General features: G+C 72.5%; 14 protein-coding genes and 1 pseudogene. 7 read left to right on the forward strand and 8 right to left on the reverse strand.

Features of this window, described 5'->3' with window-relative positions:
• Positions 1–4: 4 nt before the first annotated feature.
• Positions 5–673 (forward strand): response regulator transcription factor, encoded by a 669-nt coding sequence (locus ACWEOZ_RS38450; RefSeq protein WP_023359837.1) that lies wholly within the window; start codon positions 5–7, stop codon positions 671–673.
• Positions 674–1,669: 996 nt separating this feature from the next.
• Here the strand turns inward: ACWEOZ_RS38450 and ACWEOZ_RS38455 are convergent.
• The 7 genes from ACWEOZ_RS38455 to ACWEOZ_RS38485 form a co-directional block, all read right to left on the reverse strand.
• A complete protein-coding gene (locus tag ACWEOZ_RS38455; RefSeq protein WP_451915599.1) occupies positions 1,670–2,083 on the reverse strand; it encodes a DUF4395 domain-containing protein in 414 nt (137 codons plus the stop codon).
• Positions 2,084–2,158: 75 nt separating this feature from the next.
• On the reverse strand, positions 2,159–2,716 hold the full coding sequence (locus tag ACWEOZ_RS38460) for a TlpA family protein disulfide reductase (RefSeq protein ID WP_451915628.1): 558 nt from the start codon (positions 2,714–2,716) through the stop codon (positions 2,159–2,161).
• A gap of 173 nt (positions 2,717–2,889) precedes the next feature.
• The gene (locus ACWEOZ_RS38465) at positions 2,890–4,875 is read right to left on the reverse strand and encodes an ABC transporter ATP-binding protein (RefSeq protein WP_451915600.1); all 1,986 of its coding nucleotides are present in this window, start codon (positions 4,873–4,875) and stop codon (positions 2,890–2,892) included.
• 87 nt (positions 4,876–4,962) lie between these two features.
• Positions 4,963–6,087: a glycosyltransferase family 4 protein gene (locus ACWEOZ_RS38470; protein WP_451915601.1), complete on the reverse strand. Its 1,125-nt coding sequence runs from the start codon at positions 6,085–6,087 to the stop codon at positions 4,963–4,965.
• Positions 6,087–7,343: a M48 family metallopeptidase gene (locus ACWEOZ_RS38475; protein ID WP_451915602.1), complete on the reverse strand. Its 1,257-nt coding sequence runs from the start codon at positions 7,341–7,343 to the stop codon at positions 6,087–6,089. Before ACWEOZ_RS38475 ends, ACWEOZ_RS38470 begins: the two co-directional genes overlap by 1 nt.
• A gap of 22 nt (positions 7,344–7,365) precedes the next feature.
• Positions 7,366–7,587, reverse strand: coding sequence for a hypothetical protein (locus tag ACWEOZ_RS38480; RefSeq protein ID WP_360549028.1), 222 nt, complete (start codon positions 7,585–7,587; stop codon positions 7,366–7,368).
• 107 nt (positions 7,588–7,694) lie between these two features.
• Positions 7,695–9,221, reverse strand: coding sequence for an NYN domain-containing protein (locus ACWEOZ_RS38485; protein WP_451915603.1), 1,527 nt, complete (start codon positions 9,219–9,221; stop codon positions 7,695–7,697).
• 104 nt (positions 9,222–9,325) lie between these two features.
• Here ACWEOZ_RS38485 and ACWEOZ_RS38490 point away from each other — a divergent pair, with 104 nt between their 5' ends.
• The 6 genes and pseudogenes from ACWEOZ_RS38490 to ACWEOZ_RS38515 all read left to right on the forward strand — a co-directional run bounded on the left by ACWEOZ_RS38490 (position 9,326) and on the right by ACWEOZ_RS38515 (position 15,353).
• Positions 9,326–11,125: a DEDD exonuclease domain-containing protein gene (locus ACWEOZ_RS38490; protein WP_451915604.1), complete on the forward strand. Its 1,800-nt coding sequence runs from the start codon at positions 9,326–9,328 to the stop codon at positions 11,123–11,125.
• Positions 11,126–11,234: 109 nt separating this feature from the next.
• Complete coding sequence (locus ACWEOZ_RS38495) at positions 11,235–13,028, forward strand: RelA/SpoT family protein (RefSeq protein WP_451915605.1); 1,794 nt, start codon at positions 11,235–11,237, stop codon at positions 13,026–13,028.
• Between the two features lie 31 nt (positions 13,029–13,059).
• The gene (locus ACWEOZ_RS38500; RefSeq protein ID WP_451915606.1) at positions 13,060–13,575 is read left to right on the forward strand and encodes an NUDIX domain-containing protein; all 516 of its coding nucleotides are present in this window, start codon (positions 13,060–13,062) and stop codon (positions 13,573–13,575) included.
• The gene (locus ACWEOZ_RS38505; protein ID WP_451915607.1) at positions 13,572–14,402 is read left to right on the forward strand and encodes a nucleotidyltransferase family protein; all 831 of its coding nucleotides are present in this window, start codon (positions 13,572–13,574) and stop codon (positions 14,400–14,402) included. The genes ACWEOZ_RS38500 and ACWEOZ_RS38505 overlap by 4 nt, the downstream gene beginning before the upstream one ends.
• Before the next feature lie 73 nt (positions 14,403–14,475).
• Positions 14,476–14,763 carry an Lrp/AsnC family transcriptional regulator gene (locus ACWEOZ_RS38510; RefSeq protein ID WP_451915608.1) on the forward strand — a complete coding sequence of 96 codons (288 nt, stop codon included), beginning with the start codon at positions 14,476–14,478 and terminating at the stop codon, positions 14,761–14,763.
• Positions 14,764–14,841: 78 nt separating this feature from the next.
• Positions 14,842–15,353, forward strand: a pseudogene (locus tag ACWEOZ_RS38515) (GrpB family protein).
• Positions 15,354–15,392: 39 nt separating this feature from the next.
• On the opposite strand, the gene ACWEOZ_RS38520 reads toward ACWEOZ_RS38515, so the two are convergent.
• Positions 15,393–15,608: a hypothetical protein gene (locus ACWEOZ_RS38520; RefSeq protein WP_451915609.1), complete on the reverse strand. Its 216-nt coding sequence runs from the start codon at positions 15,606–15,608 to the stop codon at positions 15,393–15,395.
• Between the last annotated feature and the right edge of the window lie 77 nt (positions 15,609–15,685).

Here is a 15,685-nt window from a genome sequence, read left to right on the forward strand (position 1 = left end):
GAGCATGTCGACCAGTCCGATGCCGACGACCCGCACCAAGGTGCTGCTGGTCGACGATCACGACCTGATCCGTAAGGGGCTGCGGCACGCGTTCGAGCGGGACCGGCAGTTCGAGGTCGTCGGCGAGGCGGCCACGGCCGCCGAAGCAGTCCGGCAGGCCGGTGCTTTGCAGCCGGACGTTGTCATCATGGACCTGCGGCTGCCCGACGGCAGCGGCCTCGAGGCCACCCGCGCGCTGCGCAAGAACAACGCCAACATGGGCATCGTGGTGCTCACCATGTACGCGGGCGACGACCAGCTCTTCGGCGCTCTCGAGGCCGGGGCCAGCGCATTCGTGCCCAAGACGGCCCCCGCAGACGAGGTCGTGGCGGCCGCGCGGCACGCCGCCTCGGCCCCGAGCGCATTCACCGCGGCCGACCTCGCCGAAGCCATGAAGCGGCGCCTGGCACCATCGGGTCCGCAGCTCTCGCCCCGCGAAGGCCAGGTCCTGCGCCTGCTGGCGGACGGCATGAGCGTGGCCGGCATCGCCAAGCAGCTGTTCGTCAGCGAGTCCACGGCCAAGACCCACATCTCCAAGCTGTACGAGAAGCTGGGCGCGGCCAACCGGGCCCAGGCACTGATGACGGCGCTGCGGCTGGGTCTGCTGGAGGCTCCGGACGCTCCCAAGTTCTGATCTGCTCACGGCATCCGCCCGTCACCCTCGCTGAGGGTGGCGGGCGGATCTGTCTTTCCGGGCACGGATGCGGCATCTTGGGCGTTTCCGGGCGCTACTTAATTTCAGCCCTGTCGAGCTAGGCAGTGCTGCTCTGGTGGGCGATATGTCTACTCAATTGCTGCCTGGTTGATCTTGGCCTGGGGTCGGCTGGGTGGGGTCTAGGGGTGAGCGGATAACGGGCCTTGGGTGGGGCGGGTGAGGCGCGCGAGGGGGTCCGCGAGGCGAAGGGCGTCGAGCCGAGAGTCCCGGGCGGCGAGCAGAAGCGGCAGCGGCGAGCGGCAGCGGCGAGCGGCAGCGGCGAGCGGCAGCAGCGAGCGGCAGCAGCGAGCGGCAGCAGCGAGCGGCAGCAGCGAGCGGCGGCCGGCAGTGGTGGGCAGCAGCGGCGAGCGGCGGGCCCTCGGCCGCGAGCACCGGCGACAAGCGGCGGCCGGTGAGCACGGAGCATGGCAATCGGCGGACGACAAACAGCAACGCGGCAGGCGGCGGGGCGACAAGCAGGCGTGGCAGTGACGGTGATCGCGAACCCGGGCGCGAGCAGCGGCGGCAGACGACGGACCGTAAGCCCTCGGCCGCGAGCAACGGCGAAGAGCAGCGGGCGGCAAGCAGCAGCGGCAGCGGCGAGTGGCGGCCGGCAGCGGCGAGCGGCGAGCCCTCGGCCGCGAGCACCGGCGACAAGCGGCGGGCGGTGAGCACGGGGCACGGCAATCGGCGGAGGGCGAGCCCGCGGGCGCAGGCAGCGGGCGACAGGCAGCGGGCGACAGGCAGCGGCGCGGCAAGCGGCGGACGACAAGCAGGGGTGGCGGTGGTCGCGAACCGGGGGCCGCGAGCAGCGGCGGCAGCCGACGGACGCAAGCCCTCGGCTGCGAACACCGGCGCAGAGCAGCGGGCGGCAAGCAGCGAGCCACAAGCAGCGGACGCCAAGCAGCGAGCGGCAGCACGCCCAAGCTGTGAGCGTCAGGCGCGGCCGGCGGTCAGCCGACGAGCGGCGAGGTAGGCCTCGCATCCAAGGCAAAGCCCGAAGGCCGCATTGAGGAAGGCCGCCAGCAGCCCGAGCCCCGCGAACACCACGCCGACAGCTGGAGCACCCGCCAGGTAGCCGATCGAGGCGACAGCCAGGAAGACAAAACCCACCACCTGCGCGAACCGGACCGGCGCGGCGTCCTCCCGTTCGGTCGCCGGACCGAGGCGGGGCGCGACGAGGAATCGGTAGAGCACGGCGTACGGCCCGCGGCGCGGGTCGGCGGCGGTGATCGCGAAGACGGCGGTCTGGGCCAGCGCGAGCCACCCCCATCCGGTGGCCAGGACGACGACGAGAACGAGGGTGGTCAGCGCCGCGGCGAACCGGGGCCCACGCGGGTCGAGCTGCATGGGCTGAGCGTGACACGGCCGGCCGCCGTCGTCCTGGTGAGTCCCATCACCGGCGTGGGGGTGCAGATTCGCAGGTCAGGCGGCTGGGAGCAGCTCGCCGAGCACGGCGATGAGTTGGGCTTTCCCTGGTACGCCGGTGGCGCGCTTGGCGACCCGGCCCTCGGCGTCCAGGACCAGCAGCGTGGGGGTGCGCCAGATGCCCAGCGCGCGGACCGCGTCCAGGTGGCTCTCGGCGTCCACCTCGACGTGCCGTACGCCGGGGAGCAGGGCGGCGACCTCACCGCTGACCCGCCGGACAGCCCGGCACGGCGCGCAGAAGGCGGACGAGAACTGCAGCAGCGTGGCCTGCGCGGGCTCGACACCCAGCTGCGCCAGCAGGGCAGGATCGATCCGCTGCCCGGCGGCCCCGGCATCCCCACCCGAGCCGGCATCACCCCGCGAAGAATCAGCGCCAAGCCCACCCGAACCGGCGTCACGCCCAGCCGAGCCAGCATCACGCCCACCCGAGCCAGCGTCGCCCCCGGACGCATCCGGGTCACGCTCAGACGAGAGCCCACCCGCCAGACCGCTCGAGCCGACGACATCAGCCGCCGCCCCGCCGAACGCCGACTGCTCAGCAGCCGGCCCCGGCACGGCCAAAGCCGCTCCCCCAGCAGAAACCGAGCCTCCCGCAACGAACCGCCCGTCGGTCCGCCGCCGCCACATCCCGGCCGCCGTCCCCAGCACAAGGACCGCCGCAACGACGATCAGCCCGGTGGTGTCCACCCGCCAACTCTGGCACGCCCCGCACCCGGCCGCGATGTGACCTACGACGCCGACTGGTACGCGCTCGCCTGCAACGAGAACAGCTGCGCGTAGATCCCCTCGGCCGCCATCAGCGTCGCGTGGTCGCCCTCCTCGACCACCTCGCCGTGGTCCAGCACGAAGATCCGGTCCGCTTCCCGCACGCTGGCCATCCGGTGGGTGATCAGCACGACGGTACGGCCCGCGGCCAGCTCCCGGAGCCGCTGGTAGACGTCGTGCTCGGCCCGGGCGTCGAGGTTCGCGGTCGGTTCGTCGCAGATCAGCAGCGGGGCGTCGCGGTAGAACGCCCGGCTCACCGCCAGCCGCTGCCACTGTCCGCCGGAGAGGTCGGCGCCGTCGGTGAAGTGCCGGGACAGCAGCGTGTCGTACTGGCGGGCGAGTTCCATCACGAATTCGTGGGCGTCTCCGGCCCGGGCCGCGCCGAGCACGCGGTCGGGTTCGACGCTGTGGTCGTACCGTCCGATGGTGATGTTGGCCCGCGCGGAGAGCGGCCATCGGGTTGGTTCCTGCATCACGACCGCGACCTGGCCGCGGACGGTCTCCGGGTCGTAGCGGGTGAGGTCGACGCCGTCCCAGCTGATGCTGCCGCTCTGCGGCTGGAACAGGCCCGCGAGCAGGCTGGCCAGGGTTGATTTGCCGGAGCCGTTCTCGCCGACCAGCGCGATGATCTCGCCGCGGCGCAGGGTCATGCTGACGTCGCGGACCGCCGGGCGTTCGGCGTCGGGATAGCTGAACGTGACCTGGTCGAGCCGGATCTCCCGGGACAGCGCCGGCACCGCGGCGCCCGAGCCGGACTCGGTGCGGCTCAGCGACAGGTCGCAGAATCCCTGGAAGTCGGCGAAGTACAAACCCTGTTCGAAGACCCGGTTGGCACTGTGGGCGAGTTCGGTGAGCTTGCCGATCCCCATGCTGATCGCGTACGCGGCCGCGCCGCCCACCGCCAGGTCCATCCGGCCGGTCCACAGCAGCCAGAGCAACGTGGCGTAGGTCAGCCCGGTGGCGACGCTGCTCAGCGCAGTGCCGGCCAGGTTGGTGCGGATCTGCCGGGTGGTGATCCGGATCTCTTCGTTGGTGGAGACGGCGAGCAGCCGCCGCACCTCGGCCAGCAGAAACTCCCGCACCGTGAACGCCCGCAGCTCGGGCGCGGGCTCCCGGGCCGCGAGCAGCTCGGCGAGCATCCGCTGCCGTCGCCAGACGGCGATGAGCCGCAGCATCCGCCGGTACCGCAGCCGGGCGGAGCGCACGGCGGCCCACCCGATCGGCAGCACCGCGAGCACCAGCAGGGGCAGCAGGACCGGGTGCAGCACCGCCAGCACACCGGCCGCGGCGGCCAGGCCGATCAAGTTGGTGCCGAGCTCGATGGCCCGGTCGACGAGGTACTGGGCGGCGTCGATGCCCCGGTCGCGGGCCCGTTCCATGGCGTCGCGCCAGCCCGGGTCGTCGAAGGTGGACAGGTCGACGCGGGTGGTCAGATCCAGCAGCCGCATCTGGGCGGCCTGGGAGACCTTCGGGGACAGCCGGCCGTTGGCCGCCGCCCCGGCGGACGTCAGCACACTGCGCACGGCGGCCGAGCCGACGAGCAGAAGCAATGAGGGTACGGCGGCCCGCACCCGTTCCGGCGTCGGTCCCTCGCGCAGCAGCCCGTCGAAGACACCGACGACGCTGATGAGCCCCACCGCACTGGCGACTCCCGCGGCGAGCTGGAACGTGACGACGGCGATGGTGGTCCGCCGGCTCGCCTGCCAGGCCAGCGACCAGGCCGAGCGCAGCAGCCGGGGCAGGCGCCGCAGCATCCGCACGAACGTGGTGTTGGCGGCCTCCTCGGTGCTGGTCAGCCAGTACGGCAGGGCCAGCTCCGCGTCGTCGGACCACTCACCGTCCCCACCGGAGTCCAGGCCCACATTCGGCACCCGCCCGTCGCCCGGTCCAGCCGCCTCGGACGGCGGTGTCGGAGTCGGAGGGTCCTGCTGCTGGATGGCGTCCTGCATCGACGGCTCCCGTCCCGTGGGCTCTCAGCCGTTCCTACGCCTCCTCAACACAGCGTGTCCATCCCCATACCAGGAGTGAGGACTCATTCACGGTTGCAGCAGCTCGGTCAGCTGGGCCGCCTTGGTCTCCCACCGCCATTCCTTCTCGACCCACGCCCGTCCGGCCGCGCCCATCGCGCGCGCCCGCGCCGGGTCGGCCAGCAGCTCCGCCAGCCGTCCCGCGATCGCCGGCACGTCACTGCCGCCGACCACGTAACCCGTCTCGCCCTCCCGGACCGCGTCCGGCGCTCCCCCGGAGTCACCGGCCAGCACGGGCAGACCGGTCGCCGAGGCCTCGAGGTAGACGATGCCGAGACCCTCCACGTCGAGCCCCGCGCCCCTCGTGCGGCACGGCATGGCGAACACGTCACCGGCCGCGTAGTGGGCCGGCAGCTCCTCCCAGCGGACCGAGCCCGTGAACACCACGTCCCGCTCGACGCCCTCGGCCCGGGCCAGGGCCTGGAGCTTCTCCCGGTACGGGCCGCCGCTCACGATCAGCAGGGCCGCGCCCGGGACCCGGCGACGGATCGTCGGCAGCGCGCGGATCAGCATGTCCTGGCCCTTGCGTGGCACCAGCCGCGACACACAGACGATCACCGGGCGGTCGCCGAGCCCGTGCCGGGCGCGCACCTGCGAGCCGTCCACCCCCGGGTGGTACGCGTCCACGTCCACCCCCGGTGTCAGCCGTTCCAGCGCGGTCAGGCCGTGCAACGCCCGGTCCAGCCGCACCCGCTGGAACTCCGTCAGGTAGGTGATCACGTCGTTGCCGCGGGCGATGCGGCGCAGCAGCTGGCGGGCCCCGGGCAGGGCGGCCCAGCCGATCTCGTGGCCGTGGGTCAACGACACCGCCCGCTCGATGCCCGCGCGCCGCCGCAGCCCGTCCGCGAGCAGGCCCAGCGGTGCCCCGGCCCCGAACCAGACGCTGTCGCAGCCGTGCGACCGGGCGATCTCAGCGGCCCGCCGGGCGACCGCCGGGGTCGGCAGCAGCACAACGGTGTCCTCCCGGACGACTTCGAACGGCTGCTCGGCGTCGAACTCCGCCGCGCCCTTCCAGGAAGACGCGTAGGCCACTACCGAGCCGGCAGGCTGGCGGACGGCAAGGTTGTGCACGAACTGCTGGATGCCGCCCGGGCGCGGCGGGAAGTCGTTGGTCACCAGCAGGGTGCCGCCCATCAGCGTTCCCCCCGGGCGTACGCGCGGGCGGCGGCCATCCGCTCCACGGTGGACGGGTGCGAGGCGAACATGACGTGCTCCCAGGTCGGCGGGTCGGGGTCGGAGAGGTTCACGGAACCGAGCCGGCGTTGCATGGCCTCGAACGTCGCCGCGTCGCCGGTCAGCTCCAGGGCGTGCGCGTCGGCCCGGGCCTCGATCCGCCGGGAGACCAGCGCCTGGACGGGCCCGCCGACCACCCCGGCCACGCTCACCAGGGCCAGCAGCAGCGCGATGGTCCGCGGCTCCCCCATCGACTCCGTGCCGGCCAGCCGCAGCAGCCAGCCCAGCGAGCCGAGCAGGTAGAGCGCGATCACGGCAGCGGCCGCGCCCAGCGCGCCGATGATCGTGCCGGTCACCACGTCGCCGCGCGCGGCATGACCCAGCTCGTGCGCGGTGACCGAGACGACCTCCTCGGGGGTGGCCTCGGTCAGCATCGTGTCGTAGACGACGATCCGCCGCGTCGGCCCGAAGCCGGACACGTACGCGTTCACGGCCCGCGTGCGGCGGGAGGCGTCGGCGACCAGCACATCGCGCACCGGCACGCCGTCGCGGGCGGCGAGGCTCATCAGCTCGGTGCGCAGCGGGCCCTGGGCCATCGGGGTGAACTTGTTGAAGATCGGCTCGACGAGCACCGGCAGCACGAACGACAGCAGCACCACCAGCGCCGCCGCCCCGGCGGCCCCGAAGGCCCACCACCAGCGCGGGGCGAGCCGGGTCACGGTGAAGAAGCCGAGCAGGGCCAGCCCGCCGATGACCGCACCGACCGCGTAGGACTTGGCCAGGTCGACCGCCCACGAGCCCCAGGTCTGGGTGGAGATGCCGTAGCGCACCACGATGGTGTGCCGCCAGGCCGCGAACGGCAGTGTGAGCACCTCGACGACCAGCACGATCACGAGGCCACCGAGGACGGCCCGGGCGATCCAGTGGTCGCCGAACGGGCGCCCGACCAGGGACACCAGTCGCGCACCCAGCGGTGTGAGGCCGAGCACCAGGGCCGCCAGGAGGCTGACCGCCATGGCGCCGTACGAGCCCGGGCGCAGGTCGGAGTGGAAGGCGCGGGCCCGTTGCACCTGGTCGCCGGGCAGGCCGCGCAGGGCTTCGAGCTGGTCGGCCCGGGGCGCCGGCGGCCGGTGCCACGGGACCACTGTCGCCGCGTACGCGATCAGCACCACGACGAGCACACCGAGCGCGCACGCCGCCCAGAGCCGGGGAGTCATCGAGCCATCCTAGAGATGGTGATCACGCCACGTGGCGGCGGCGCGGGTAGAGCGGCACGGAGACCGGCGGGTCCGGCGTCTCCAGCAGCTCCACCTCGAAGCCGGCCAGCTCGAACGTCTCGATCGCCCGCAGCTCGCCGGGGGTCAGGTCGGCGATGCCGTCGGGGGTGTCGTACAACGTGCTGACCAGGCATCCGTTGCATTCATCGGTCCGCTCGGCGCAGCGCCCGCAGTCGATGATCATCATTTCCTCCGCATCGTGGGGGGTGCGGCCCGCGCAGGGGGAAGAGGAGCTGTCGCGGACCGACCACCATCGGTGACAGTCACGCTATGGAGGGGGTATGACAAAAATCAGGAGCGGGCGAGCCGGCGCAGCAGTGAGTCGGCTCCCATCGGGTACGCGCCGTGCCGGCGTACGCCGTCGGCCACCTCGCGGTCGGACGAGATCACGACCAGCGGGCGGCCGGCCGGCTCGGCCCGCACGAGCTGGCGGATGAGCTCGTCGGCGGTGTCGCCCTTGTGCGAGAAGAGCACCCGTACGCCGCGCGGGGCGGGCGGCAGCCCGTGCACCCGCTCGGCGCCGTCGAAGACGACCGTGACCTCGTCGCCGGTCTGCGCGGCGATCCCGCCCAGCCCGGTGACCAGACGTTTGCGCTGCTGCTCGAGCGACATCTCGGCGAAGCCGCGCTTGGTGACGTTGTAACCGTCCACGATCAGGTGCGCCCGCGGCAGGGCCAGGAGCTGGTCCAGGCGGCCCGGGTCGTCGGTGTCCTGGGCCCGCGGGCGCGACCGTTCGAGCGCGCCGGGCCGGTCCGCCGCGGTGTCCGCCACGAAGTCGGCCGGCAGCTTGTCGGTCGGGCCCAGCGCCAGCTCGCGCCGCAACCCGGACGCGGCCTGCCCGATCGTCTCCAGCAGCAGCCAGAGGCGGGTCTCGTCGGCCGCCCGGGCGTCCTTGGCGCTCTGCTTGCCGGAGGCAGCCGCCGCCTCCGCCTCGGCGAGACGGGTCTTCAGCCGCCGTACCTCGGCCTCATGATCGGCCGTCACCTTGGCCTGCCGGCCCTTCTCGGTGGCCAGCAGGTCGGCGGCCCGCTTCTGGGCCGCCTGGGTCTCGCGCAGGGCGCGCGCGGTGGAGCGGGCCTCCTCGCGCAGCTGCCCGAGCTCCTCGCGGACCCGGGCCAGCTCGTCGCGCAGCTTGTCGGCCTCGACCTTGGCGACCGCCCGGTCGTGCTCGGCCCGGGCGGCGCGCAGCTCGGCGTCGTGGACCTGGCCGGCGATCGCGGCGACGTCGGCCTCGGCACGGACGGACTCGCCGGCGGCCTCGATCAGCGCGCGCCAGCCCTCCGGCCGGGCCAGATAGGCCAGCGCGGCGACCTCGACCGGGTCGGCCGCGGCCGGTGCCATCCCGGCGGCCACGGCCGCGCCCAGGTCACCGGCGTCGGTGACGATCCGGCCGCTGATCCGCTGCCGGAACAGCGGGTCGGCCGCGAGCTGGGCGGCGATGGCCGGGCCACCGAGCCGGGCCCGGCGGTTGGGAGCGAATTTGGCGACCTTGCGCAACGGTACGGGGGTCTCGTCGGCCGGCAGACCCGTCAGCGCGGCCGCGGCGAGCACGGTGATCCGCTGGCGGACGGCCTCGGGCAGGGTGGGCTCGGGCCCGTGGTCCTCGCCGGCGGCCGGGTCGAGGTCCAGGTCAGCGGCCGGGTCGAGGTCCATGGAAGGGTCAGTGCCCTGTCCAGGGGCCGCAAACGCATCCGCCCGGCCCACGGATGCGCCGGAGGTATGCCCGGCGCCGTCGTCACCGGCCGGTTCCGGAGCACCGTCCGTCGCACGAGCCGCCTCCTCCATGGGGCGGTCGTCGAACGGCGGTGGCGCGGACATTTCTCTATTCTCCCACCGTGGGCAGCGGAAAAGCTTGCGGTAGCAAGTGATGTTTTCCCGCCGCGGGCCGGAGTTTGTCATACCCCCTCTCTAAATTGCCCGTCGTGGCACAACCGGCATACGTGCAGGGCACTCTGGACACCCTCCTGAGCGCCGACGGCTCCGTCGATCCGGCGGCGCTGTCCCTGCGGGACACGACCTTCGTCGTGCTCGACCTGGAGACGACCGGCGGCGCGCCGGACGGCGGCGGCATCACCGAGATCGGCGCGGTCAAGGTGCGCGCCGGCGAGGAGCTGGGGGTGCTCGGCACCCTGGTCAACCCGGGTGAGCGCATCCCGCCGTTCATCACCGTGCTGACCGGCATCACCGAGGCCATGCTGGCCCCGGCGCCGCCGATCGAGGCGGTGCTGCCCAGCCTGCTGGAGTTCCTGCGCGGGGCCGTCCTGGTCGCGCACAACGCGCCGTACGACGTCGGGTTCCTCAAGGCCGCCTGCGCCCGGCACGGGCATCCCTGGCCGCAGCTGCGGGTGCTCGACACCGCCGCGCTGGCCCGCCGGGCGCTGACCAAGGACGAGGTGCCCAACCGCAAGCTCGGCACCCTGGCCCAGTTCTTCCGGGCCGCCGTCCAGCCCACCCACCGGGCCCTGGACGACGCCCGGGCCACGGTCGACGTGCTGCACGGGCTGATCGAGCGGCTGGGCAGCTTCAAGGTGCACACGCTGGGCGACGCCATCGAGTTCGCCAAGGCGGTCACCCCGACCCAGCGGCGCAAGCGGCACCTCGCCGACGGCCTGCCGCACGCCCCGGGCGTCTACGTCTTCCGCGCCGCCGACGAGCGGCCGCTCTACGTCGGCACGTCGGTCGACATCGCGACCCGGGTGCGCAGCTACTTCACCGCCAGCGAGAAGCGGGCCCGGATGTCCGAGATGATCGGCGCCGCGGTCCGGGTCGAGGCGGTGGAGTGCGCCCACTCGCTGGAGGCGGAGGTGCGCGAGCTGCGGCTCATCGCGGCCCACGCGCCGCCGTACAACCGCCGGTCGAAGTATCCGGAGCGGGTCGTCTGGCTCAAGCTGACCGCCGAGGCGTACCCCCGCCTGTCGGTGGTCCGGTCGCTGGCCGAGGACGGCGCCGCCTATCTCGGCCCGTTTTCCTCGCGCCGCACGGCCGAGCTGGCCGCCGCGGGTGTCTACGACGCCGTGCCGCTGCGCCAGTGCACCCACAAGCTGTCGATCAAGACCCGCACGCCCGCCTGCGCGCTGGCCGAGCTGGGCCGGTGCCCGGCGCCCTGCGAGCACGAGATCACCCCGGAGGAGTACGCCCACAGAGCCGCCCTGCCCTTTCGCACGGCCACCTACGGCGACCCCCAGCCCCTGGTGGACGCCCTGCTCGCCCGCATCGAGGTGCTGTCCGACCGGCAGCGCTACGAGGAGGCGGCGGTGATCAGGTCCCGGCTCGTGGCGCTCCTGCGCGCCACCGTCCGGATGCAACGCCTCGGCGCGCTCACCGGCATCAGCGAGCTGGTCGCGGCCCGGCGCAACGACGCGTACGGGTGGGAGATCATCGTGGTCCGGCACGGCCGGCTCGCCGCCGCAGCGACCTCCCCGCCCCGGCTGCACCCCCGGCCGACCCTCGACATGGCCCGCGCCACCGCCGAGACGGTCCTGACAGGACCAGGTCCGGTCCCGGCCGCCTCAGCCGAGGAGACCGAGCGGATCCTGGCGTGGCTGGAACGGCCCGACACCCGGCTGGTGGAAACTTCTGGCGACTGGGTGTCACCGGCGCGTGGCGCTGCGCGCTTCACTACGCTGCTCACCAGGGCGGAAGCCGCGGCGTCGAGAAGAGACTCGTCCGTTCGCTCATCGGTAACTGACCGTTCGGATGACGCTCGCTCGCTTAGGCTGTAGGGAACACGGCGCGCGAAGCCGTGAAAATCGGTGGGATCCGTGCGTACCGTTCGGGGTAAGTGGAGCGGGCCGGGCGGATCGTGCGGTAGATCGGTGAGGGGGTGTCCGAGTGGACGTCGACGCCGGCCACGGCGCCGCCCTTGGACGTGCCCTGTCTCCGTCACCCGCGGAGATCCCACTCTCGCGCCGGCTGCGTTCGTTCCTCAGCTTCCAGGGCAACGACGACGACCCGGTCACCACGCTCACCCGCACCCACCGTCACATCCACCCCTCCGCTGACGCGGGCGTGCTGCGCCGCAGCTATGCCGTCGCGGAGAACATGCACCGCGGCCAGTTCCGCAAGAGCGGCGACCCGTACATCACGCATCCGCTCGCGGTCGCGCAGATCTGCGCCGAGCTCGGCATGGACACCACCACGCTGGTCGCCGCGCTGCTGCACGACACGGTCGAGGACACCAGTTACACGCTGGAGACGCTGCACGGCGACTTCGGCCCCGAGGTGACCCACCTGGTCGACGGCGTGACCAAGTTCGACAAGGCGTTCTACGGCAAGGCCGCCGAGGCCGAGACGATCCGCAAGATGATCGTGGCCGCCGGCAAGGACGTCCGGGTGCTGGTGATCAAGCTGGCCGACCGCCTGCACAACATGCGCACCCTCGACGCCCGCTCCCCCGCTTCCCGGGCCCGGATCGCGACCGCGACCCTCGACGTGCTGGTCCCGCTGTGCGACCGCCTCGGCATCCAGGCCCTCAAGCGCGACCTCGACGACGTGGTGCTCTACCACCTCGAGCCGGAGTCCTACGCCCGCATCGACGAGCACGTGAAAAACCGCCCGGGCTGGGCCGAATACCTCGACGACGTCAAGGCCAAAGCCCAGGTCGCGCTACGCCGCTCGCGGGTGGACGCCAAGGTCATGGCCCGCCCCCGGCACTACTACTCGATCTGGAAGGACACGGTCGCCGGCGGCCACTCGGTCCCGCTGGACCTGCCTCGCATCGCGGTGATCGTCGACGGGCCGGAGACCGACTGTTACGCCGCGCTCGGCGCGATCCACGGCCAGTGGCGTCCGGTCGCCGGCCGGTTCAAGGACTTCATCGCCTCCCCGAAGAACAACCTCTACCGATCGCTGCACACCACGGTGACCGGTCCCGAGGGCCGCCTGGTCGAGGTGCTCATCCGCACGGTGTCGATGCACCGCTGCGCCGAGTACGGCGTCGCCACCGGCTACCGGTACCCCAAGTCGACCGAGGGCGCCGAGGCCGCGGGCGCCGATCAGCTGACCTGGCTCAAGCGGGTTCTGGAATGGCAGGAGGACACCACCGACGCCGGCCAGTTCCTCGCCTCGCTGCGGTGCGACCTCGCCGAGGGCCAGATCCAGGTGTTCGCCCACGGCAACACGTTCGACCTGCCGGCCGGCTCGACCCCCGTCGACCTGGCGTACGAGCTCAGTGCCGACAAGGGTGACGAGACCCTCGCCGCGACGATCAACGGCCGGCTGGCCCCGCTGAGCTCACCCCTGTGCGACGGCGACGTGGTGGAGATCTTCACCGAAACCGACGGGCCCGTCGAGGTGGAGCGGGGCACGGCACCGCGCGGGCCCCGCAAGGAATGGCTCGGCTTCGTGAAGTCGACCCAGGCGCAGATGCAGATCAACCGCTACTTCGCCGAGGAGACTTCCCCCGGCATCAGCATCGCCGACAAGGTCCGGCTGGGCCGCGCGACGATCGGGCTGACCCTGCGCAAGCACGACCGGGGCCTGGCCAGCGAGGTCCCGCTGCGCCGGCTGGCCGAGGAGCTCGGCTATCCCGACCTGGAGACCATGCTGGTGGCCGTCACCGAGCGCAACCTCGAGCCCGATCAGGTGGTCGAGCAGCTCATCGCCCTGGTCGACCACCCGGACTGAGCCCATCGCGCCCGGCCGCTAGCCTGGCGGGGTGAACATCCACCGGCGGTTGCGTGGCGTCGCGTACCAGACGTTCTACCGGCTGCCGCATCCCGTGCGCCGCCGCATCGTCCGCCTGGTCGTGCCGAAATATCTGGTCGGCGCCGTGACGATCATCCGCGACTCGGAGGCGCCCGAGCCCGGCCGGTTGCTGCTGCTGCTGCAGCCGCCCGGCCGCAGCTGGGGCCTGCCGGCCGGCCTGCTCAAGAAGGCCGAGCCGCCGGCGGTGGGCGCGGCGCGTGAGCTGTCCGAGGAGTCGGGCGTGGTCATCGACCCGGACGACCTGATCCCGGCGGTGCCGAACGCGATCGTGCACCCCAAGGGCTGGGTCGACACGATCTTCATGGGTTCGGTCCCGGCATCGACGACCCCGCTGGTGGTCGACGGCGGTGAGGTCCTCGAGGCGGGCTGGTTCCCGCTGGACGACCTGCCCCGGCTGACCCCGAACACAGCGATCGTCCTCGGCGTCTACGGCATGGGCCCGCACGCGGCCCACACCACGTCATGACCTCGTCCGTCGCGGCGGTGGTGCTGGCGGCCGGGGAGGGTCAGCGGCTGCGGCCCCTGACCGAGCGGCTGCCCAAGGCGCTGTGCCCGGTCGGCAACGTCGCCCTGCTGGACCGGGCGCTGACCCGGATCGGCGGCCTCGGCCTGAGCGGACCGTCCCAGGTGGCTGTCAACGCCGCGTACCTGGCCGAGCAGGTCGTCACCCACGTCGGCGACCGCGCGCACCTGTCCGTGGAGCCTGACGGCCCGCTGGGCACGTCCGGCGGTCTCGGCCGCCTCCGGGGCTGGATCGACGGCCGGGGTGCGCTGATCGGCAACGCGGACGCCTATCTGGCGGATCCGCAGCGCGAGCCGGGCAAGGACATCGCGGCGCTGCTGGAGGGCTGGACCGGGGAGACCGTACGGATGCTGACCCGCCCCCTGGCTCCCGGCACGACGGGTGGCTTCAGCGGCCACCGGTTCGCCGGTTTCTCGCTCGTGCCGTGGTCCTACCTCCGCGACCTCACCGATGAGCCGTCCGACCTGGTCCGCACGGTGTGGCGCCCTGCCGAGGCGGCCGGCCGGCTGGAGCTGGTCACCTACGACGGCGTCTACATCGACACCGGTACGCCGGCGGACTACCTGAAGGCCAACCTGCACGCAGCCGCCGGCCTGACCGACCCCACGGCCACGGTGACCGGCCAGGCTGCCGGGTCCGTCATCGGCGCCCACGCCGAGGTCCACGGCAGCGTCACCCGGTGCGTGGTCTGGCCCGGTGCGACAGTGCACGAGGGCGAGTCGCTGCGCGACGCCGTCCGCGCCGGCAAAGACCTCACCGTCCCCGCCTGACCGCGGGACAGCCCGTGGATAGCATGAACCGGTCCGTCCCACTCATCCGCCTCATCGCCGAGGAGAAGCCAGCGTGAACACCGCGATCGTGCACATCGAGTGCGCCACCGACTCCATCCCGGAGGTCGCCGAGGCGCTCGCCGCGCTGCCCGGCGTCAGCGAGGTCTACTCGGTGGCCGGCAACGTCGACCTGATCGCGATCGTCCGGGTCGCCCAGTTCGACGAGATCGCCGAGGTGATCGCGGGACGGATCTCCAAGACGCCCGGGGTCCTGAACACGGAGTCGCACATCGCCTTCCGGGCCTACTCGAGGCACGACCTGGAGGACGCTTTCGCGATCGGCCTGCCCGACGCCGACTGAGCTGCCGGTAACATCCGGGCCGTGCCGTTCGCCGACGAACACCTGCAGGTGGCGGTGGTCGACTATCGGCCGAGCTGGGTGGCGGAGTTCGATGCGCTGGCCGTCGAGCTCGCCGAAGCCCTGGGTGATGCCGCAGTCGCGATAGACCATGTCGGGTCGACGTCGGTGCCGGGTCTGCCGGGAAAGACTGCATCGACGTGCAGGTACGGGTCGCGGTGCTCGACGAGCCTCGCATCGAGGCGCGGTTCCGGACGATCGGCTTCCGGTGCAGATCGGAACCATGGAACCGGCGCGAGGTCTCGGCCGGGCCGGCGTACCGCAAACTGGTCTTCGCGCCGCCGATCGGGGCCCGCTCATGCAACGTCCACGTCCGGGAAAGTCGTGGTGGCAACGCCCGGTACCCCCTGCTGTTCCGCGACTTCCTGCGGTCGGACGACGGCGCGCGCCAGGCGTGGGGGGCTTTCAAGCAACGGCTGGCGATCAGCGTGCCCGACCTGCTGGACTACGGACAGATCGAGGCGCCCGCCACGGACGTCCTGATGGCGGCCGCAGAGCGCTGGGCAGCCGAAACCGGTTGGGCCGTTACCTGACGCTACGGACCTGCTCCGCCCACAGGGCAGAAGCAATCTTCAAGCCGGCGTTCGCCAGCGCTTGGAGACCAACACAGGCGCTTCCCCAGCCGACCACACCTGCAATCGCAGGCGCTCCGTCGTCTGCGGATCCTCGTCCGAGTCGATGCCGGCCAGATAGGCGCGGTCAAGATTGGACTGGGACACACGCAACCGCAGCCAACCGGCCGCCACCGGAAAGCGTGCCGCTTCGGGCTCGAAGTCGGTGCATCCCATGATCACCAAGCGTCCCGACGAGCAGGAGAGACTGGCCTCGGCAACATGATCGAAGTCAACGCTGTCGTCACGCGGTG

This window comes from Actinoplanes sp. NPDC004185, assembly GCF_053603475.1.

Bases quoted from the DNA above. Each gene is read 5' to 3' on its own strand.
- ACWEOZ_RS38450 (WP_023359837.1), top strand. From the start codon at position 5: ATGTCGACCAGTCCGATGCCGACGACCCGCACCAAGGTGCTGCTGGTC.
- ACWEOZ_RS38455 (WP_451915599.1), bottom strand. From the start codon at position 2,083: ATGCAGCTCGACCCGCGTGGGCCCCGGTTCGCCGCGGCGCTGACCACC.
- ACWEOZ_RS38465 (WP_451915600.1), bottom strand. From the start codon at position 4,875: ATGCAGGACGCCATCCAGCAGCAGGACCCTCCGACTCCGACACCGCCG.
- ACWEOZ_RS38470 (WP_451915601.1), bottom strand. From the start codon at position 6,087: ATGGGCGGCACCCTGCTGGTGACCAACGACTTCCCGCCGCGCCCGGGC.
- ACWEOZ_RS38475 (WP_451915602.1), bottom strand. From the start codon at position 7,343: ATGACTCCCCGGCTCTGGGCGGCGTGCGCGCTCGGTGTGCTCGTCGTG.
- ACWEOZ_RS38480 (WP_360549028.1), bottom strand. From the start codon at position 7,587: ATGATCATCGACTGCGGGCGCTGCGCCGAGCGGACCGATGAATGCAAC.
- ACWEOZ_RS38485 (WP_451915603.1), bottom strand. From the start codon at position 9,221: ATGTCCGCGCCACCGCCGTTCGACGACCGCCCCATGGAGGAGGCGGCT.
- ACWEOZ_RS38505 (WP_451915607.1), top strand. From the start codon at position 13,572: ATGACCTCGTCCGTCGCGGCGGTGGTGCTGGCGGCCGGGGAGGGTCAG.
- ACWEOZ_RS38520 (WP_451915609.1), bottom strand. From the start codon at position 15,608: ATGGGATGCACCGACTTCGAGCCCGAAGCGGCACGCTTTCCGGTGGCG.